This is a genomic window from Serratia proteamaculans, assembly GCF_949794035.1.
In the GTDB taxonomy this organism is placed as follows: domain Bacteria; phylum Pseudomonadota; class Gammaproteobacteria; order Enterobacterales; family Enterobacteriaceae; genus Serratia; species Serratia proteamaculans.
On record NZ_OX461105.1, the window covers coordinates 4,999,496 to 5,018,379 of the forward strand.

18 protein-coding genes are annotated in these 18,884 nt (G+C 57.5%); 6 read left to right on the forward strand and 12 right to left on the reverse strand.

Going from position 1 to position 18,884, the window contains the following annotated elements; all coding sequences use genetic code 11:
- Positions 1–6: 6 nt before the first annotated feature.
- The 6 genes from tauA to QOT07_RS23340 all read right to left on the reverse strand — a co-directional run bounded on the left by tauA (position 7) and on the right by QOT07_RS23340 (position 6,569).
- The gene (tauA, locus tag QOT07_RS23315) at positions 7–1,002 is read right to left on the reverse strand and encodes a taurine ABC transporter substrate-binding protein (RefSeq protein ID WP_112349091.1); all 996 of its coding nucleotides are present in this window, start codon (positions 1,000–1,002) and stop codon (positions 7–9) included.
- A gap of 107 nt (positions 1,003–1,109) precedes the next feature.
- A complete protein-coding gene (locus tag QOT07_RS23320) occupies positions 1,110–2,231 on the reverse strand; it encodes a Gfo/Idh/MocA family protein (RefSeq protein ID WP_283603967.1) in 1,122 nt (373 codons plus the stop codon).
- Positions 2,228–3,292, reverse strand: coding sequence for a sugar phosphate isomerase/epimerase family protein (locus QOT07_RS23325; RefSeq protein WP_099063544.1), 1,065 nt, complete (start codon positions 3,290–3,292; stop codon positions 2,228–2,230). Before QOT07_RS23325 ends, QOT07_RS23320 begins: the two co-directional genes overlap by 4 nt.
- Positions 3,289–4,368, reverse strand: a complete 1,080-nt coding sequence (locus tag QOT07_RS23330; protein ID WP_283603968.1) for a Gfo/Idh/MocA family protein — start codon at positions 4,366–4,368, stop codon at positions 3,289–3,291. Before QOT07_RS23330 ends, QOT07_RS23325 begins: the two co-directional genes overlap by 4 nt.
- A complete protein-coding gene (locus QOT07_RS23335) occupies positions 4,361–5,620 on the reverse strand; it encodes an MFS transporter (RefSeq protein WP_283603969.1) in 1,260 nt (419 codons plus the stop codon). Before QOT07_RS23335 ends, QOT07_RS23330 begins: the two co-directional genes overlap by 8 nt.
- Positions 5,621–5,651: 31 nt before the next feature.
- Positions 5,652–6,569, reverse strand: coding sequence for a GNAT family N-acetyltransferase (locus QOT07_RS23340; protein WP_283603970.1), 918 nt, complete (start codon positions 6,567–6,569; stop codon positions 5,652–5,654).
- Between the two features lie 243 nt (positions 6,570–6,812).
- Between QOT07_RS23340 and QOT07_RS23345 the strand changes: the two genes are divergently transcribed.
- Entirely contained in the window at positions 6,813–7,793 is a 981-nt protein-coding gene (locus tag QOT07_RS23345) for a LacI family DNA-binding transcriptional regulator (RefSeq protein WP_261418137.1), read from the forward strand.
- Here the strand turns inward: QOT07_RS23345 and QOT07_RS23350 are convergent, their stop codons facing one another.
- Positions 7,794–8,576 (reverse strand): PhzF family phenazine biosynthesis protein, encoded by a 783-nt coding sequence (locus QOT07_RS23350; RefSeq protein ID WP_283603971.1) that lies wholly within the window; start codon positions 8,574–8,576, stop codon positions 7,794–7,796. It abuts the gene before it with no gap.
- Between the two features lie 9 nt (positions 8,577–8,585).
- Positions 8,586–9,188: a LysE family translocator gene (locus QOT07_RS23355; protein WP_099063538.1), complete on the reverse strand. Its 603-nt coding sequence runs from the start codon at positions 9,186–9,188 to the stop codon at positions 8,586–8,588.
- Positions 9,189–9,306: 118 nt separating this feature from the next.
- Here QOT07_RS23355 and QOT07_RS23360 point away from each other — a divergent pair, with 118 nt between their 5' ends.
- The 3 genes from QOT07_RS23360 to QOT07_RS23370 all read left to right on the forward strand — a co-directional run bounded on the left by QOT07_RS23360 (position 9,307) and on the right by QOT07_RS23370 (position 11,663).
- On the forward strand, positions 9,307–10,287 hold the full coding sequence (locus QOT07_RS23360) for a hydrolase (RefSeq protein WP_283603972.1): 981 nt from the start codon (positions 9,307–9,309) through the stop codon (positions 10,285–10,287).
- Positions 10,284–10,517 carry a YheU family protein gene (locus tag QOT07_RS23365; protein ID WP_085119788.1) on the forward strand — a complete coding sequence of 78 codons (234 nt, stop codon included), beginning with the start codon at positions 10,284–10,286 and terminating at the stop codon, positions 10,515–10,517. Before QOT07_RS23360 ends, QOT07_RS23365 begins: the two co-directional genes overlap by 4 nt.
- Before the next feature lie 276 nt (positions 10,518–10,793).
- Positions 10,794–11,663: a phosphoribulokinase gene (locus QOT07_RS23370; protein ID WP_012147256.1), complete on the forward strand. Its 870-nt coding sequence runs from the start codon at positions 10,794–10,796 to the stop codon at positions 11,661–11,663.
- A 40-nt stretch (positions 11,664–11,703) separates the two neighbouring features.
- On the opposite strand, the gene QOT07_RS23375 is transcribed toward QOT07_RS23370, so the two are convergent.
- Positions 11,704–12,111: an OsmC family protein gene (locus tag QOT07_RS23375; protein WP_085119790.1), complete on the reverse strand. Its 408-nt coding sequence runs from the start codon at positions 12,109–12,111 to the stop codon at positions 11,704–11,706.
- 379 nt (positions 12,112–12,490) lie between these two features.
- On the opposite strand from QOT07_RS23375, the gene crp reads away from it, so the two are divergent.
- Both crp and QOT07_RS23385 read left to right on the forward strand, forming a co-directional pair.
- Positions 12,491–13,123 carry a cAMP-activated global transcriptional regulator CRP gene (crp, locus tag QOT07_RS23380; RefSeq protein ID WP_004718520.1) on the forward strand — a complete coding sequence of 211 codons (633 nt, stop codon included), beginning with the start codon at positions 12,491–12,493 and terminating at the stop codon, positions 13,121–13,123.
- 54 nt (positions 13,124–13,177) lie between these two features.
- On the forward strand, positions 13,178–15,253 hold the full coding sequence (locus QOT07_RS23385; protein ID WP_283603973.1) for a YccS/YhfK family putative transporter: 2,076 nt from the start codon (positions 13,178–13,180) through the stop codon (positions 15,251–15,253).
- A gap of 37 nt (positions 15,254–15,290) precedes the next feature.
- Here the strand turns inward: QOT07_RS23385 and argD are convergent, their stop codons facing one another.
- The 3 genes from argD to QOT07_RS23400 form a co-directional block, all read right to left on the reverse strand.
- The gene (argD, locus tag QOT07_RS23390; RefSeq protein WP_283603975.1) at positions 15,291–16,508 is read right to left on the reverse strand and encodes a bifunctional acetylornithine/succinyldiaminopimelate transaminase; all 1,218 of its coding nucleotides are present in this window, start codon (positions 16,506–16,508) and stop codon (positions 15,291–15,293) included.
- Between the two features lie 131 nt (positions 16,509–16,639).
- Positions 16,640–17,215 (reverse strand): aminodeoxychorismate synthase component II, encoded by a 576-nt coding sequence (locus QOT07_RS23395; RefSeq protein ID WP_099063533.1) that lies wholly within the window; start codon positions 17,213–17,215, stop codon positions 16,640–16,642.
- A gap of 98 nt (positions 17,216–17,313) precedes the next feature.
- Positions 17,314–18,840 (reverse strand): helicase HerA-like domain-containing protein, encoded by a 1,527-nt coding sequence (locus QOT07_RS23400; protein WP_099063532.1) that lies wholly within the window; start codon positions 18,838–18,840, stop codon positions 17,314–17,316.
- Positions 18,841–18,884 lie beyond the last annotated feature (44 nt).

Here is an 18,884-nt window from a genome sequence, read left to right on the forward strand (position 1 = left end):
GCTCCCCTACGACTGCGGCGCAGCCTGCACCTGTTTCACAAAACGATCGGTGACGTAGGCACTGTAGTCGCTGTCGACCTGTGGAATTTTGCCCTGCTGTTTCAGGAACTCGGCAGTATCACGGATCGCCTTGTCCACCGGCTGCCCCAACTGGGTGATTTGCTCCGCCACCGGCAAGTAGGTATTGCCTTTCACCAGCACCGGTATCTGTTCTTCCGGCACGCCGCTCAGACGGGACAGCGTGCTGAGATTGCCCTTGTCCTTCAGCCATTGTTCCGGTTGCGCCAGATAGGCTTTTTGCGCGTTCAGCGCGCTGGCAGCAAAGGCGGTCACCACTTCAGGATGTTTGTCGGCAAAGTCCTTGCGCACCACCCAAACGTCGAGCGTCGGCGCGCCCCATTGCCCGACCTGGGCGGAATCGGTCAGCACTTTACCCTGCTTGGCTAACTCATTGACCACCGGTGCCCAGACGTAGGCTCCGTCAATGTCACCACGCTGCCAGGCGGCGGCAATCGCCGGCGGTTGCAGATTGAGAATTTTGACCTGCTCAGGCTTGATGCCCCAATGCTTCAGAGAAGCCAGCAGGCTATAGTGGGTGGTTGAGATAAAGGGGACGGCGATGCGTTTGCCGATCAAATCCTGCGGGCTTTTGATCTCTTTTTTCACCACCAGGGCTTCGGAACTGCCGAGCTGGGAGGCGATCAGAAACACTTCGATTGGCAATTTTTGGCTGGCGGCCACCGCCAGTGGGCTGGAGCCGATATTACCGATCTGCACGTCGCCGGAGGCCAACGCACGCAGCACGCTGGATCCGCTGTCGAATTTACGCCAGTCAACGGTGGCACCGGATTGTTTGGCGAAGCTGTTTTCCGCCTGCGCCACCTTAGCGGGTTCCGCCGACGTCTGGTAGGCCACGGTCACGTCTACCGCATAGGCATTAGCCGCGCTAAGTGATAACACCAGCAGTGCCGCGCCGCGTAATGAAAACAGTTTGCTCGCCATGATCGCTCCGTTGATAAAAGTCTGTTCAGTTGCTGACAGTTTTATCTGAGCGGTGGCGAGCTATAAAAGAATAAAAAAAACTGCGTTATTACTTATGGGAATATAAATTAGTTCAGGTCGACCCATTGCCCACCGGCAGCACTGCTACGTTGGGCAGCATCGATAAATGCCATGCCCTGTACCCCGGTATCAATCCCCGGTAACAGGGGTGCCGCCTGCGGCCCATCCCGCAATCGTACCGCCGCCTCGCGGTAAATCTGACCAAATCCTTCCAGATAGCCTTCAGGATGCCCTGCCGGTACCCGTGCCAGTGAACGGTTTTCCACATACTGGAATGAAGAGGCGCGGGTTATGCAATAGGCTGGCGCATCCCGGGGCCGCATCCACAGCTGATTAGGTTGCTCCTGACAAAATTCCAGGCTGCCGTCGCTACCATAAATCCTCAACCGCAGGCCGTTCTCATGGCCGCAAGCCACCTGACTGGCCCACAGTCTGCCTCTGGCACCGTTGGCGTAGCGCATTTGCACCCGCACATCGTCGTCTATCTGACGCCCAGGAATAAACGCAGTGAGTTCGGCGCTGATCGCCTGCGGCAACAGGCCGCTGACAAAGTGCGCCAACTGCCAGGCATGGGTACCCACATCACCAATACAGCCGGCCCCGGCCTTTTCTGGCTGGGAACGCCAGCCAGCCTGCTTGTTGTCGGTCAGTTCCAGCGGCTGCGCCAGCCATTCTTGCAAATACTCCACCTCGATAAAGCGGATCGCCCCCAACTCACCGGCTAATACCCGACTACGCGCCTCGCGCACCAACGGATAGGCACTGTAGTTATGGGTCAATATCAGCTGCTTTCCGCTACGCTGCACCGTGTCGGCCAACTGCAACGCCTCGGCATAGCTGTTGCACAGAGGCTTGTCGCAGATGACGTCGATGCCGGCGTTAAGAAACACGGTCGCCACCGGCGCATGCAGATAATTGGGGGTGACGATAGCCACCACATCGATGCCGTTTTCGCGCGCCGCCTCTGCCTGTGCCATCTGGTTAAAATCGTGATAGCAGCGTTGTGGGTCGAGGTGTAGCCGTTCGCCGGTGCGGCGACAGTTTTCCCAATCAGCAGAGAAAGCCCCGGCTACCAGCTCAAACTCATCGTCCATCCGCGCCGCCAGACGATGCACTGCGCCGATAAAGGCCCCTTCGCCCCCGCCGACCATCCCCAAGCGTAATCTCATGGTTGCTCCCCCATACCCAACATCTGTCTGACCTGTTTGCGTTCACCGCCAACGGCGGCAAAATCATCAAACGCCCTCTCAGCGACCGGAATAATATGGCGGGCGATAAACTCAGCCCCTTCCCGCGCACCGGCCTCCGGCGATTTCAGACAGCACTCCCACTCCAGCGTGGCCCAGCCGGGAAAATCGTACTGCGCCAGCTTGCTGAAAATTGCCGGGAAGTCGATCTGCCCATCGCCGAGTGAACGAAAGCGTCCGGGTCTTTCCAGCCACGGCTGATAACCGCCGTACACGCCGCTGCGAGCACTGGGCCGATATTCAGCATCCTTGACGTGAAACGCCCGGATGCGCGGGTGATAAACATCAATAAAGCCAAGATAGTCCATCTGCTGCAAATGCAGATGGCTGGGGTCATACAGGATATGGCAACGCGGGTGATTGCCAACCTGCCGCAGAAAGCGCTCAAAGGTCACACCGTCATGCAGATCCTCCCCTGGGTGCAGTTCATAGCAAAGGTCGACACCGACGTCGTCAAAAGCATCGAGGATCGGCCGCCAACGCTGTGCCAGTTGCCCGAAGGCTTCCTCCAGCAACAGCGCATTGTGCGGTGGCCAGGGGTAAAAGTAGGGCCAGGCCAGCGCGCCAGAAAAAGTCACGTGTGCGGCTAATCCCAACCGCTGCGATGCCTGTGCTGCCATTAGCAATTGCTCCGTTGCCCATGCCTGCCGGGCCTGAGGATTGCCGCGCACCTGGACCGGAGCAAAGCCGTCAAAAGCCGGATCGTAAGCCGGATGCACCGCCACCAGTTGCCCCTGCAAATGGGTGGATAACTCGGAGATCGTCAGGCCGTGCCCCGCCAGCAACGCGCGCACCTCGTCACAATACTCCTGGCTGTGGGCCGCCCGCTTGAGATCAAAAATAGCGGGGGACGTGGTCGGGATCTGCAGGCTTTTAAACCCCAGCCCGGCGGCCCAACCGGCCAACCCGTCCAGCGAATCAAACGGCGCCTGCGGGCCGATAAACTGGGCCAGAAACAGCCCCGGCCCCTGAATGGTTTTCATGCTGATGACCTCCCTAACATTACTGTTTGCCGGCTGTGCACCGCTTCGTCCGCCGCCAGTACCACCCGCAGGCTGTTCAGGGCATCCTGCCAATGCTGGCCGAGATCCAACCCGTCCTGGATCGCCTGAAGAAAATAGCGCTGCTCGCTCAGGCACAGCGCCAAATGGTCCGGTTCGTCCTGACAGTCAATCCAGCGGTCCGATTGGAGAAACTGATTAGTGCTATCCAACGCCGCGCTGTGGATACGCAACGAGTCGGTACGGGTGTGGCCGTCGACGTTATCTGAATCCGCATCCGCCTGCCGCGCGACGATCGAGACTGAACCACGCGGTCCAATCACGTCTTTGACGAAGTAGGCGGTTTCGCTGATCATCGGCCCCCAGCCGGCTTCGTACCAGCCAACGGAGCCATCGGCAAAACGCACCTGTAACTGGCCATAGTTGTACATTTCCGGCGGCAACTCCTCACTCAGTCGTGCACCGATGGCGCTGACGCTGACCGGCTCCGACTGGGTCATCTGGCACATCACGTCGAGGTAATGCACGCCACAGTCGACAATCGGCGACAGCGACTGCATCAAACTGCGGTGCACATCCCACATCGCACCGTGACTCTGTTGATTGAGGTTCATGCGCATCACCAGCGGTTTACCCAAATCACGGGCCAATTCGACAAATTGCTGCCATGACGGGTGGTGACGCAGAATATAGCCGACCACCAGTTGCCGCCCGGCGGCCCGCGCGGCGGCAATCACTCGCTCCGCACCGGCCTGGGTAGTGGCGAGCGGTTTTTCAATGAACAGATGGCAACCGGCAGCCAGCGCCGCCAACGCGTAGGCCTCATGAGTATCTGGCCAGGTGGTCAGGCAAACCGCATCCGGACGCGTCACCGCCAGCGCCTGGGCGAAATCACTGAACACCGGGTAGCCGCCCCCCAACCGGGTATTGAGCCGATGTCGGGAATCACCGCGCGCCACCAATCCACAAATCTCGATGCCGTCCATACCCTGATAGGCTTCAGCATGTGAAGCCCCCATATTGCCGCAGCCCACCACCAGCACGCGCAAGTCAGTCATCGCGTTTCTCCCCCTGCGGGATTTCCCGGTAATTGAAGGTGAAGAAGAACAGTGCCGCGATCACCAGCGCACCGATGGCCGGATACCACCAGAAACTCTGCCACTGTGGCAGCGCTGCCGCCCCTTCTGCCGTCACCAAACGATTAAACAGTGCACCGCTGATTTGTGAACCGATCAACATGCCCAGACCATAGGTGAACAACACCAGCAGACTCTGGGCCTGGCCCTTGACCTTGTCACCGGCCACCTTGTCGGTGTAGATAAAACCGATCACGAAAAAGAAGTCGTAGCACATGCCGTGCAGAATGATGCCGAGGTAAATCATCCAGCGCAGTTCTTCGGTAATCCCCAGCGCAAACATCACGTAGCGCAGGAACCACGCCAACATGCCAATCAGCAGCATCACCTTGATGCCCAGCCGTACAAATAGAAACGGGATCAGCAGCATAAAGAACAGTTCGGACATCTGCCCCAACGACATCACCCCGCCGACATTGCTGAAACCGGTCGCCGCAATGAAAGGCGCGGCATAGGCATAGTAGGCCGCCAGCGGGATGGAGATCAGCGTCGCGCAGATGATAAATACCAGGAAGTGTCGCTGCTTCAGCATGGCGAAAGCATCGGCACACAGCAGGTCACGCATTTTTATCGGTTTGCCGCGTTCCGGTGCCGGGGTGTGTGGCAGGGTGAAGCTGTAAATGGCCAACACCAACGAGGCCACCGCCGCCAGTGTGAAAATACCGGTACTGTCTGACAGCCCGCTGGCACCGACGATCAGCCCGGCGACAATCCAGCCAAAGGTGCCGAACGCCCGCACCACAGGAAAGGCTTTTTCGCTGTTGCTCAGGCTATAAAACGCCACGTTGTTGCTGAGGGCGATAGTCGGCATATAACACAACATATAACCGAAAATGATCCACAACAGGCCGCTTTGTCCACTGCTGAAGAAGCCGGGCATCAGCCACAACAACCCGGCACCGATCAGATGCAGCACCCCCAGCACCTTCTGCGAGGCGAAGAAGCGATCGACCAGCATGCCCAGCACGAACGGTGACAGAATCGAAGCGATCGGCCCGGTCGAGTAAGCATCGCCGATGATCGCCGCCAGGCCGAACTTACCCATCACTACGCCGAGCGTGACGTACCACGCCCCCCAAACAAAGAACTGCAGAAACATCATCAGTGCCAACCGCGGCACCACCCATTTGAATGTGACGCTTTTGGTCCCCATGACCGCGCTGTCAGTTTGCATAATTCCCCCATTGGTCTTGTTGTGGTGTTGTCTAACCGCTTTCCGGCAGGAAGGACGGCATAACCACACCGCCGGGTTGTAGCGCACGGCCTTTCACCTGCGCCAAATGCAATTCACAAATCCGCCCGCCCCACTGCAACAGCACCTGGCTGAGGGCAGAACGTTGCGCCGGTACCAGCACCACCGGCGTGGTACCGCGATGGTGGCGATCCAGCATCCAACTGATCAACTCCAGGGCAATCTCTTCGCTGTGGCTGCAGCCCGGCCCCAACAGGCGGGAAGCCGGATGCGCCACCGAAGCCAGATAACCGCCAATGCTGCCGTCAAGTTCCCACACGGCAGTCCGCCATAGCCCGCTGGCGTCGTTGAGGAAGTAGTCAATATCGCGCCGACGTTCGATGCCCAACAGCGTTCGTTCCAACTGCAGGATGCCGGGCAGATCCTCTGGCTGGGCGGAGCGCACTCTGCCACGCGTCAGACTGGGGAAGGAAAATCCCTCTACCGGCACCGGGATCGTCATATCCTGGTAAATCGCATAGGGCGTAAAACCGGCGCGGTGGTACAGGGCGTAGGAATCCAGGTTCAGCGCGCTGGAAAGCAACCTTATAGGCCGCTCTCCCGCCAGCTCATCGGCCTTGCCCAACAGTTGCGCGGCGATACCACGGCCAAAGTAGTCGGGATGTACATTCATGATGCCCAGCCCGAGATGAGTTTCACGCGGGTGAAAGAAGCAGGAACCGCACAGCACGCCCTGTTCATCGTGCGCAACCCAGTGTTGGCCGGGATCCAGATGGTGATAGACGTCAACAAACAGCCCGCAGCTGGTCGGCTCTGCGGAAAAGATGGCGCCCATGCCGTGGCGTTGATACCAGGCATTGGTCGACAGATGAATCAGTTCTGCGACCGTCTGGCGATCACCGTTTTCCGCTACTCTCAGTTGCACCTGCATCCGCCACCTCTTTTCAGATTATGGGTTCAGCGAAATAACGCGAAATCGCAAAATGTAATCGATTTCATTTCCACCATGAGCAAAATGTAATCGATTTCTTTTTTTCGGCAACCTGATTAATCTGTTGAAAGGGGCTGATAAGATGAATTTGTAACCCACATCACAATCCTGAGGCCAGGCGCAGACTTTTTGCCGCGCTTGGGCATATTGTGCGGGGCAATTGGGCAGAAGGAACAGCAAACCATGTCGATCGAAAAGGTGGCGAAACTCGCCGGCGTCTCTGCCGCGACGGTCTCACGGGTATTGAACGGCCAGCAAATCGTCAAACCGGCCACTCGCGACAAGGTACTGGCGGCGATCCGCGCATGCGACTACCAACCCAACCTGCTGGCGCGTCAGCTACGCACTTCGCGTAGCCGTATGCTGCTGGTACTGGTTTCCAGTATCACCAATCCTTTTTGTTCCCTGGTAGTACGCGGTATCGAAGAAGAAGCCGAACGCCACGGCTACCACATTTTGCTGTGCAACTCCGAATCCAATCCAACCCGGGAGTCCGCCTATCTCAGCCTGCTGAGCGGTAAAGTGGTCGACGGCGTGATTACCATGGACGCCGTCAGTTGCCTGCCTGGCCTGACCGCAATGATTGGCGATTTCCCCTGGGTACAATGCGGCGAAGGCGATCCCGAGTTCCGCGCTTCTTCAGTCACCATCGACAACCATCAGGCGGCGATGGCCGGCGTGCGTTATTTAGCTGCACAGGGCCGACGACGTATTGCCCTGATCAACAGCGACATGCGCTATCTCTACTCGCAGCAGCGAGAGCAAGGTTATCGACAGGCGCTGGCCGAAGCCGGGTTCGACTATTGTCAGGTGGAATACGTCGAGGGACTGGAATATGCCGCCGGTGCGTTGGCCATGGGCCGCCTGCTGGATACCGAGCCGCGGCCGGATGCGGTATTCGCCATTTCCGACGTGATCGCCGGTGGGGCGATGAGCACCCTGCACCAACAGGGATTGCGCATTCCCGAAGATGTCGCGGTAATGGGCTTTGACGGCGTGCCATTCGGTGCCGTCACCACGCCACCGCTGACCACCGTCGAACAACCGATGCACCAGTTCGGCGTGCGCAGCGTGCAGTTGCTGCTGGAAAAAATCAAAAATCCGCAACAACCGCCGCGTAATGAAGTGCTTGAGTGGCGGCTGGTTGAACGTGGCTCAGCCTGATTACAGGCTCAATTCCCCACGCAAAAACGTACCCGCATAGCCACCAATCAAGGTGCGATCGCCCTTCAGCTCACAGAACAACTCGCCGCCACGTGCCGAAATCTGCCACGCGTGCAGTTGATGGCGACCGAGACGTGCGGTCCAGTAAGGCATCAGCGTGCAGTGTGCCGAGCCGGTCACCGGGTCTTCACCGCCGTCGAGAGTGAAATAGCGCGAGACAAAATCGACCTTTTCACCCGGAGCACTGACGATCACCGCACGGCCGACCAGGGCAATCAATGTCGGGATATCCGGCTGTAACGCCCGCACCTGCGCTTCGCTTTCCAGCACCACTAACAGCGCATTGGCCTGCCACACTTCCTGCGGTTCAGCGCCCAACAGTGCCGCCAACCCTTCAGGTTCCACAACCTTCTGCGGCGGCCGGGACGGGAAATCCAGAACCAGCCGTTCGCCATCTTCGGCGTCGCGTTTAACGTACAAATCGCCGCTCGCCGAACGGAAACGGATATCCTGCAGCGCCGGGTTCACCACGCTGAACATCACGTGTGCCGCCGCCAGCGTACCATGGCCACACAGATCGACCTCGCGATGAGGCGTGAACCAGCGGATAGCCGACATATCCCCATCGTCCCAGACAAAGCTGGTTTCCGGCAGGCTCAGCTCATTGGCGATGGCCTGCATCTCGGCGGTCGACAGTGGCTGTTTCAGCAGGCAGACACCGGCCGGGTTGCCACGAAATCCTTCGCCAGTGAAAGCCACAATGTGGAAGTAATTTTCTGCCATCGTATTTCCTTAATGCCAGATCAGTAACACACAGGCCGCCGTGAGCAGCCCCATAGAAACGTTAAAGATGATCCAGGCCTTTTTGCTACGCAGCAGGCGGCCAATCACCGTGCCAAATCCCAGCCAAATCACGCCGGCAACCATGTTCACCACGAAAATACCCAGCGAGATCGCCAGAATCGAGGTGTTGTACTTATCGCCTGCCAGGCTAAAGCTTGCCACCGCCCCCAGCGCCATCAGCCAGGCCTTGGGGTTAAGGAATTGCAGCAGCCAGCCCTGATACAGCCGTATCGGCTTGGGCGGTGCCACGTCGGTTTCCAGCTTTTCATAGGCGGCGGTGGCCACTTTCCACGCCAGCCACAGCAGGTACAGGCTGCCGAGAATTTTCAGCACCAGATGCAGAGCCGGATAAACCAGAATCAGGCTGCCGACGCCGAAGGCCACCAGCAGCAAAATGCTTTGCATGCCGAGCATGATACCTATCATCAGCAGCAGTGAACGCATAAAGCCAAAGTTGGCGCCGGAAGTGGTCAATAACATATTGTTGGGGCCGGGGGTGATCGCGGCAACCCACAGAAAGCCTAACATCGAAAGAAATAAACTCGCTTCCATCAGGCGGGTGCTCCTCACCCAGGGGGATTTTTGCAGTATTATTGTTAACTCAGGGTAGTGAAGCTAACAGCGCACTAATCATCCCACAATAGTTGCCAAAAAGATTTTTACTCAAGCTATGCATGAATCCTTTCGCCCGTTGACCGGGGCCAGTAATCCCCATCTGCAGACACTGCTGCCACGGCTGGTGCGCCGTCGTGTACAGCTGAAACCTCATTGGCAACGGCTGGAATTGCCCGGCGGCGACTTTGTCGATCTCGCCTGGAGCGAAGACCCGACTCAGGCTACCGACAAGCCACGTGTAGTGCTGTTCCACGGCCTGGAAGGCAACTTCTACAGCCCCTATGCCCATGGCCAGCTCAGCGCCTGGCGCGAAAAAGGCTGGCTCGGGGTAGTGATGCATTTTCGCGGCTGTAGCGGCGTGCCGAACCGTAAGCAACGCATCTATCATTCCGGCGAAACGGAGGATGCACGCTTTTTCCTGCAGTGGCTGCGAACCACCTACGGGGAAGCGCCAACCGCCGCCGTGGGTGTCTCGCTCGGCGGCAACATGCTGGCCTGCTACCTGGCGCAACAGGGCGCCGACAGCCTGCTGCAGGCGGCGGTGGTGGTCTCTGCGCCACTGATGCTGGAACCCTGCTCATGGCGGATGGATCAGGGCTTCTCGCGGGTTTATCAGCACTATCTGCTCGGGCAATTGAAACAAAACGCCACCCGCAAACTGCTGCACTATCCTGACACCCTGCCGCTGAAACTGCCGCAGCTCAAGGCGTTGCGCCGGATCCGCGACTTTGACGATGCCATTACCTCGCGTATCCACGGTTTCAGCGACGCTACCGATTATTACCGCCGCTGCAGTGCCCTGCCGCTGTTGCCGTCGATCCAAACGCCGTTGTTGATCATCCATGCCAAGGACGATCCTTTTATGACCGACGAAGTGATCCCCGAGGTCGCCACGCTGCCGCCCAACATTGAGTATCAGCTGACCGAGTTTGGCGGCCACGTCGGCTTTGTCGGCGGTACATTGAAAAAACCCCATATGTGGCTGGAATACCGTATTCCATCCTGGCTTGCCCCTTATCTGGAAACAACCAAGTGATTATCCCCTGGAAAGAACTGGAAGCTGAGACCCTGAACGGCCTGATCGAGTCCTTTGTGCTGCGTGAAGGGACCGACTACGGCGAGCACGAGCGCTCGCTGGAACAAAAGGTGGAAGACGTACGCCGCCAGTTGAAAAGTGGCGAGGTGCTGTTGGTGTGGTCAGAACTGCATGAGACCATCAACATCATGCCTCGAGGACAGTTCCGCGCCGGACAAGAAGAAATTTAGTGCCGATCGGTTCTATGACTGACGGAAAAAATCAGGTAACAATGAGGGATTGCAAACCAACGCGCGGAATTTTGCCCTTGGCGAAAGGGCGTCAAACACACCAATATAGCCTATAGCTTTCAAGCTGCAGCTAGGCGCCCAACTCGCTCATCCCCGGGCGCTTACTCGAGTAAGTAACCGGGGTGAGCGAGTGCAGGTAACAACGCTGCAGCTTGAAAGATGACGGGTATAATTTTATCTGACGCCTGCGCATTTAACACGGAGTGACCCACCACCATGTCCGCCAAACATCCCGTTATCGCAGTGACCGGCTCCAGCGGCGCCGGCACCACCACCACCAGCGTGGCGTTCCGTAAAATCTTTCAGCAGTTGAACATCCGTGCCGCTGAATTGGAAGGCGACAGTTTCCACCGCTATACCCGACCGGAAATGGACGCGGCAATCCGCAAAGCGCGCGATCTCGGCCGTCATATCAGCTATTTCGGCCCTGAGGCCAACGACTTCGGCCTGCTGCAACAAAGCTTTAGCGAGTACGGCACCAACGGTACCGGCCGCTCTCGCAAATATCTGCATACCTACGATGAAGCGGTGCCCTATAACCAGGTCCCCGGCACCTTTACGCCGTGGGAAGCCTTACCGGCACCGACCGACGTGCTGTTCTATGAAGGGTTGCACGGCGGCGTGGTGACCGAACACAACGACGTGGCCAAACATGTCGATTTATTGGTCGGCGTGGTGCCTATCGTCAACCTGGAGTGGATCCAGAAGTTGATCCGCGATACCGGCGAACGCGGCCACTCCCGTGAAGCGGTGATGGACTCGGTGGTCCGTTCGATGGAAGACTACATCAACTACATCACGCCGCAGTTCTCCCGCACCCACATCAACTTCCAACGGGTGCCGACGGTAGATACCTCCAACCCGTTTGCCGCCAAGGCGATCCCCTCGCTGGACGAGAGCTTTGTGGTGATCCACTTCCGCGGTCTGGACCAGATCGATTTCCCTTACTTGCTGGCCATGCTGCAAGGATCTTTTATCTCGCATATCAATACGCTGGTGGTGCCGGGTGGCAAAATGGGGCTGGCGATGGAGCTGATTATGGCGCCGCTGGTGCAGCAACTGCTGGAAGGCAAAAAAATCGAGTAACTTATCAGAGCGCGGCGACAGGCCGCGCCCCCTCTATCCGTCAGGACACTGCGCGGATTTCAAAACTGTGGGTCACGCTGGCTGCCTGACTCAACATCAGCGAGACCGAGCAGTACTTCTCGGCGGAAAGGTTTACCGCCCGCTCAACAATCTTGTCACTTAAATCTTTACCGGTGACGATAAAATGCAGGTTGATATGGGTAAACAAGCGTGGCGCTTCTTCACGCCGTTCGGAGGTCAATTTCACCTCGCAGTCGCGCACATCGTTACGTCCTTTTTGCAGGATCGACACCACATCGATCGCGCTGCAGCCTCCCACCGACATCAGCACCATTTCCATCGGGCTGGGGGCTTTATCACCGGCGTTACCGTCCATCAGCACCTGATGGCCAGACGCGGATTCACCCAGAAACGTCAGCCCTTCCACCCACTTAACTCTTGCCTGCATACTGGTCACTCCGGTTAATTTCTTAAAATCAGACTACGCTTTCGCATAGAAACTGGCAACGGAACCTGATGCTAATCATGCTGAAGCGAGACAACACAAGACACCCGCCTCACTCTGTGCTACAAACAGAGCCGCAATAAATCTTTCCGGGACACTGATTTCAGGGAAACTCCCAGGGAAAGGCTCCTTTACCGGTATGTTAACAGAATGTAGCTTGCAGCTCTCCCGGCAAGTTAATATGCTAGGGCGACAGCGTATATTTATGACACGCCTCAAAACCTGCTGCCAGCCACCATTAAAAAAACGGCGACAGCACGTTTTACAGGGAACTCTGACCCCTGTGACACAAGGCAGCGATAACAACAGAGGATAACAGCGAATGGTTCTCGGCAAACCGCAAACAGACCCTACTCTCGAATGGTTCCTGTCTCATTGCCATATCCACAAATATCCATCCAAAAGTACGCTGATTCACCAAGGTGAAAAGGCCGAAACGCTTTACTACATCGTCAAAGGCTCCGTAGCGGTGCTGATTAAGGATGAAGAAGGTAAAGAGATGATCCTGTCCTACCTTAACCAGGGGGATTTCATCGGCGAGCTTGGATTATTTGAAGAAGGTCAGGAGCGTAGCGCCTGGGTTAGGGCGAAAACCGCCTGTGAAGTGGCTGAAATTTCCTATAAGAAATTCCGCCAGTTGATTCAGGTTAACCCGGACATCCTGATGCGCCTGTCAGCGCAGATGGCAAACCGTCTGCAGATCACCTCTGAGAAAGTGGGTAACCTTGCTTTCCTGGACGTGACGGGCCGCATCGCGCAAACACTGCTGAACCTGGCGAAACAGCCTGATGCCATGACCCACCCGGATGGCATGCAGATTAAAATTACCCGCCAGGAAATTGGCCAGATCGTCGGTTGTTCACGTGAAACCGTTGGTCGTATTCTGAAAATGCTGGAAGATCAAAATCTGATCTCCGCCCACGGCAAAACTATTGTCGTTTACGGCACGCGTTAATTACTGAAAAAACGGCGCGATGATTCGCGCCGTTTTTTTATGCCCTGAATCATCATGTGGCGCCGACTGATTTACCACCCGGAAGTCAATTACGCACTGCGGCAAACGCTGGTGCTTTGCCTGCCGGTACTGCTGGGCCTGCTGATTGGCCAGCTGCAATACGGCCTGCTATTTTCCCTGGTCCCCGCCTGCTGTAACATCGCCGGGCTGGACACGCCCCACAAACGCTTCTTCAAACGCCTGATCGTCGGCGGTTCCCTGTTTGCCTTCAGTAGCCTGTTGCTGCAGCAAGTTCTGCTTTGGCAGTTGCCGCTGCCGTTACTGATGCTCGGCCTGGCCCTGTTGCTCGGCGTCAGCGGTGAAATCAGCCCGTTACACGCCCGCCTGCTGCCTGCCGCACTGGTAGCCGCCATCTTCTCTCTCAGCATGGTCGGTAGAGTCCCGCTGTGGCACGCACCGCTGTTATACGTGGTCGGTACCGCCTGGTACGGCCTGTTCACCTGGTTCTGGTTCAAGCTGTGGAAAGAACAACCGATGCGCGAGTCGCTCAATCAGCTCTATCTGGAGCTGGCGGACTACTTCGAAGCCAAATACTCGCTACTGACCCAGCATACCGATCCGCAGACTGCACTACCGCCATTGTTGGTACGCCAGCAAAAAGTCATGGACTTGATCACCCTGCTGTACCAGCAGCTTAATTTTTTGCCGCACGCCAGTAACCTTGAGCAAAAGCGCCTGCAACGCACCTTTCAGGTCGCGCTGGATTTGCAGGAACACATCACCGTCAGCCTGCATCTGCCGGAAGAAGTACAAAAACTGGTAGAGCAGAGCCAGGCCGAAGCAATTATCCGCCGCAATGCGCAGGTGATTGCCGGCCGACTACGCACGGTGGCCCACGATATTCTCTACCACCAGCATTCGCAGCGATTCAAAATGGACCATGAACTGGCGGCACTGGAAAAAGTCGCTGCGCAGCATCCGGACAACCCGGTGGGCCAGTTCTGCTACTACCACTTCAGTCGCATCGCACGTCTGCTGCGCACCCAGCACCCGCTCTACCGCCGCGATCTAATGGCCAACCAAAACCGCCTGCCGTTTTGGCCCGCGCTGGTCAGCTATCTGTCGTTCAAGTCCAACGCCCTGCGCAATGCGGCACGGCTGGGTGTCACGCTGGCGGCGGGCAGTAGTCTGGGTCTGTTTTTCAATCTGCCGAAGCCTTACTGGATCCTGCTGACCATCATGCTGGTGAGCCAGAACGGCTACAACGCCACCCGGGTGCGCATCCAGCACCGTGCGCTCGGTACCCTGGTCGGATTGGTGCTCGCCGCCGGTCTGCTGCAATTACAGCTACCCGAGGCCGAGACCCTAAGCGTGATGCTGGTGATCACGCTGCTGGCCTATCTGGTATCGCGTAAAAACTATGGGCTGGCGGTGATTGGCTTTACGGTGACGGCGGTCTACACCCTGCAATTGCTGGCGCTAAACGGCACCAATTTCCTGGTGCCACGGCTGATCGACACCCTGATTGGCTGCGTGCTGGTATTCGGCAGCACCATCTGGCTGTGGCCACAGTGGCAAAGCGGGCTGCTGCGCAAGAACGCCCACCAGGCGCTGGAGAACGATCAGCAGGCGCTGCGTTTGCTGCTGGAAGAACAGGAACCCGACCCCAGCGCACTGGCCTATGCCCGCATGCAGGTTAATCAGGCGCACAATGCGTTATTCACCTCGCTGAATCAGGCAATGCAGGAGCCGGGGTTTGAATCGAACTATCTGGCGGATATGCGCCTGTGGGTGACGCACAGCCAGTTTATTGTCGAACATCTGAACGCGATGACCATCCTGGCGCGCGAGCACTATATGCTGACGCCAAAGCTGGCGGAGGAGTATCTGCAATCTTGTGAGATCGCGCTGCAAAGCTGTCAGCAGCGGCTGGAATACGATGGGCCGAGCAGTGGCAACGGCATTATGCAGCCGCCGGATTTGCACCCGGAGATGCCGGTGACCGAAATGGAGCGCCACCTGCGGCGTATTCTGTCGCACCTGAGCGTCATGCACACCATCTCGTCATTGGCCTGGAGCCAACGCCCGCATCATGGCATCTGGCTGAAGCGCAAACTGCGCGATCAATAAGGGCGCCCTGTGGCGCCCCGGTTATCAGTGCAACAAATTAAGCGTTAATCACGTCCTGCACTGCCAGCTCAAACAGCGCCATACCTTCGTCGATATCCTGGATTTCCACCACCAGCGAAGGTGCAAAGCGGATCACATTTGGCCCGGCATTAAGGATCATCAGCCCACGAGCAGCAGCCGCCGTCAGGAAATCGCGCGCCTTGCCATGATACGGCGCCGTCAGTTCGGCACCAATCAACAGGCCCATGCCGCGAATATCGCTGAAAATACCGTACTTCTCGCCAATTTTCTTTAACGCCTGCACGTACAGCCCGTGACGTAACTCAATGCCGCTCAGCACTTCCGGCGTATTGATCACGTCCAGTGCCGCTTCCGCCACCGCGCAGGCCAGCGGATTACCGCCGTAGGTGGTGCCATGGGTGCCCACCTGCATCGCCGAGGCAATCTCTTCGGTGGTCAGCATGGCGCTAACCGGGAAACCGCCACCGAGCGCTTTGGCGGTAGTCAGGATGTCCGGCGTCACACCATAGTGCATGTAGGCGAACAGCTTGCCGCTGCGGCCCATACCGCTTTGCACTTCGTCAAACACCAACAGCGCCTGGTGTTTATCGCACAGTTCACGCACGCCCTTGAGGAATTCGGCATTGACCGGGGTAATGCCCCCTTCCCCTTGGATCGGCTCCATCACCACCGCACAGGTATGGTCGTCCATCACCGCCTTCACCGCCGCCAGATCGTTGAACGGCACGTGTACGATATCGGCCGGCTTGGGCCCAAAACCATCAGAATACTTGGCCTGCCCGCCCACCGAAACGGTAAACAGCGTGCGGCCGTGGAAAGCGTTATAAAAAGCGATGATTTTGGTTTTGTACGGGCTGTGACGGGTAATCGCGTAATGGCGTGCCAGTTTGAAGGCCGCTTCATTGGCTTCCGCACCAGAGTTGGCGAAAAACACCCGGTCGGCAAAGGTGGCGTTGATCAACTTGGTGGCCAGACGCAGCGCCGGTTCGTTGGTGAAAACATTGCTGGTATGCCACAGGGTTTCGCCCTGCTGTTTCAATGCCTCAACCAGGGCCGGGTGGCAATGCCCCAACGCCGTCACCGCAATGCCGCCAGAGAAATCGATGTACTCTTTCCCCTGTTGGTCCCACACGCGGCTGCCTTTGCCCCTGACCGGGACAAACTGGGCAGGTGCATAAACAGGCAAGATAACCTGATCAAAGGTGCTGCGGTTGACTTCGATTTTTTCGGTCATTATGGGGTCCACCCTGAATGTGACTCAGTCTTTTTGTTGCGATTGAGTGAAAATATAATCACAAAATATGCATAAAAAACCAATAAAGGGCAAACGCAAATCGTCTTCGCGGTTAAAAAAAACCTAACCAACTAACTTTTAAGGAAATTATCCAACAGCTGATGCCCCTGCTCACTGAGGATGCTCTCCGGATGGAACTGCACCCCTTCCAGCGCCAGTTGACGGTGGCGGATGCCCATAATCTCATCGCGTACGCCGTCGCGCTCACTCCAGGCGGTCACTTCAAAACAGTCCGGCAAGGTAGCGGCTTCAAGCACCAGCGAGTGGTAACGGGTGACGGTCAGCGGATTGTTCAACCCGTGAAAAACGCCGCTGTCGAGATGGCGGATCGCCGAGGTCTTGCCGTGCATCACCTCACGGGCGCGCACCACGTTGGCGCCAAAGGCCTGCCCCAGTGCCTGGTGCCCCAGGCAAACGCCGAGGATCGGCAGTTTGCCGGCAAAATGCCGAATAGCCGCCAGCGAGATACCGGCTTCGTTTGGGGTGCAGGGGCCCGGGGAGATCACCAGACGCTGCGGTGCCAGCCTTTCTATATCGGCCAGTTGCAGTTCGTCGTTACGCTTCACCAACACTTCGGCGCCTAATTGGCAGAAGTACTGGTAAAGGTTATAGGTAAATGAATCGTAGTTATCGATCAACAGCAGCATAGGGGTTCCAACGGACAGCATTGTAAGGGGCTAGCCCCGATTGACACCGGCGCATTATACAACGCCCCTACAATACTGCCGCCAGCGATAATTTCAGCTTACTTTTTACGGCCACCCATAATCGAGCCCAACACACCGCGCAAGATCTGGCGGCCAAGGTCACGCGCCATGCTCTTGGCCGCGGTCTGGACGATGCCGTCATGCTTGCCGCCACGTGGGCCGGTAGAACCGAACAGGATATCGTTCAGGCCCCCCATCAAACCACCGCCTGCCGGCTGCTGTGCCTGCGGTTGCGATGTCGGCTGACCCGGTTGCGGCGTGCCGACGGTAGCAAAACCTGCCGATGACAACTTCTCATAAGCGGATTCGCGATCAACCATATCTTCGTAACGACCGTACAAGGGCGATTTATTGATCGCACTGTTCAGCCCTTCCGCCCCCAGCATGCCCATTTTGGATTCCGGCGCGATCACCATCGCCCGTTCCACCACGTTAGGCCGCCCTTTCTCATCCAGGAACGACACCAGCGCCTCACCCACGCCCAGTTCGGTGATCGCCGTTTCTGCGTCGAAGGCCGGGTTGGCACGCATGGTTTGCGCCGCGGCTTTCACCGCTTTCTGATCGCGAGGAGTAAAGGCACGCAGCGCATGCTGTACACGGTTACCTAATTGGCCCAGCACGCTGTCCGGGATATCCAGCGGGTTCTGGGTCACAAAGTAGATGCCGACGCCTTTGGAGCGGATCAGACGCACTACCTGCTCGATTTTGGTCAGCAATGCTGCCGGCGCGTCGTTGAACAGCAGGTGTGCCTCATCGAAGAAGAACACCAGCTTCGGCTGTTCCGGGTCACCCACCTCCGGCAGGTGTTCAAACAGCTCGGCCAGCAGCCACAGCAGGAACACCGAATACAGCTTCGGCTGGTTAATCAGCTTGTCCGCCGCCAGCAGGTTAATGATGCCGTGGCCGTTGGCGTCGGTTTTCATCAGATCATTGATGTCGAGCATCGGCTCGCCGAAGAACTGGTTGGCACCCTGCTCTTCCAGCGTCAGCAGCCCACGCTGGATAGCGCCCACCGAAGCCGAAGAAATATTGCCGTATTGGGTCTGGAACTGTTTGGCGTTGTCACCCACGTACTGCACCATGGCGCGCAGATCTTTCATATCCAACAGCAGCAGCGCATTATCGTCGGCAATTTTGAACACCAACTGCAGTACGCCACTTTGTACCTCGTTCAGATCCAGCAAGCGGCCCAGCAGCAGCGGCCCCAGGTCAGACACGGTGGCGCGGATCGGGTGGCCCTTCTCGCCGTAGATGTCCCACGGAATAAGGGTACATGCCTGTGGCTGCCAGTCAGTGACGCCAATGGCCGTCAGGCGTGCCTGCAGTTTTTCGGAGGGCACGGCTTCGGTGCCTATTCCCGACAGGTCGCCCTTCACGTCGGACAAAAATACCGGAATGCCGATACGCGAGAATTGCTCAGCCATTTTTTGCAGCGTCACGGTTTTACCGGTCCCAGTCGCGCCGGTGATCAGACCATGGCGGTTGGCCAACGCGGGCAAGATCACCAGATCCTGTTCCGGTTTCCCGTCTTTCATCGCTTTGGCAATAATCCGTGCTTCACTCATTTTCTTTTCCTTGGACGCTGACGTGGCGCGAAAAGCGCCAGTTG

Bases quoted from the DNA above. Each gene is read 5' to 3' on its own strand.
- tauA (WP_112349091.1), bottom strand. From the start codon at position 1,002: ATGGCGAGCAAACTGTTTTCATTACGCGGCGCGGCACTGCTGGTGTTA.
- QOT07_RS23320 (WP_283603967.1), bottom strand. From the start codon at position 2,231: ATGAGATTACGCTTGGGGATGGTCGGCGGGGGCGAAGGGGCCTTTATC.
- QOT07_RS23325 (WP_099063544.1), bottom strand. From the start codon at position 3,292: ATGAAAACCATTCAGGGGCCGGGGCTGTTTCTGGCCCAGTTTATCGGC.
- QOT07_RS23330 (WP_283603968.1), bottom strand. From the start codon at position 4,368: ATGACTGACTTGCGCGTGCTGGTGGTGGGCTGCGGCAATATGGGGGCT.
- QOT07_RS23335 (WP_283603969.1), bottom strand. From the start codon at position 5,620: ATGCAAACTGACAGCGCGGTCATGGGGACCAAAAGCGTCACATTCAAA.
- QOT07_RS23340 (WP_283603970.1), bottom strand. From the start codon at position 6,569: ATGCAGGTGCAACTGAGAGTAGCGGAAAACGGTGATCGCCAGACGGTC.
- QOT07_RS23345 (WP_261418137.1), top strand. From the start codon at position 6,813: ATGTCGATCGAAAAGGTGGCGAAACTCGCCGGCGTCTCTGCCGCGACG.
- QOT07_RS23350 (WP_283603971.1), bottom strand. From the start codon at position 8,576: ATGGCAGAAAATTACTTCCACATTGTGGCTTTCACTGGCGAAGGATTT.
- QOT07_RS23355 (WP_099063538.1), bottom strand. From the start codon at position 9,188: ATGGAAGCGAGTTTATTTCTTTCGATGTTAGGCTTTCTGTGGGTTGCC.
- QOT07_RS23360 (WP_283603972.1), top strand. From the start codon at position 9,307: ATGCATGAATCCTTTCGCCCGTTGACCGGGGCCAGTAATCCCCATCTG.
- QOT07_RS23370 (WP_012147256.1), top strand. From the start codon at position 10,794: ATGTCCGCCAAACATCCCGTTATCGCAGTGACCGGCTCCAGCGGCGCC.
- QOT07_RS23375 (WP_085119790.1), bottom strand. From the start codon at position 12,111: ATGCAGGCAAGAGTTAAGTGGGTGGAAGGGCTGACGTTTCTGGGTGAA.
- crp (WP_004718520.1), top strand. From the start codon at position 12,491: ATGGTTCTCGGCAAACCGCAAACAGACCCTACTCTCGAATGGTTCCTG.
- QOT07_RS23385 (WP_283603973.1), top strand. From the start codon at position 13,178: ATGTGGCGCCGACTGATTTACCACCCGGAAGTCAATTACGCACTGCGG.
- argD (WP_283603975.1), bottom strand. From the start codon at position 16,508: ATGACCGAAAAAATCGAAGTCAACCGCAGCACCTTTGATCAGGTTATC.
- QOT07_RS23395 (WP_099063533.1), bottom strand. From the start codon at position 17,215: ATGCTGCTGTTGATCGATAACTACGATTCATTTACCTATAACCTTTAC.
- QOT07_RS23400 (WP_099063532.1), bottom strand. From the start codon at position 18,840: ATGAGTGAAGCACGGATTATTGCCAAAGCGATGAAAGACGGGAAACCG.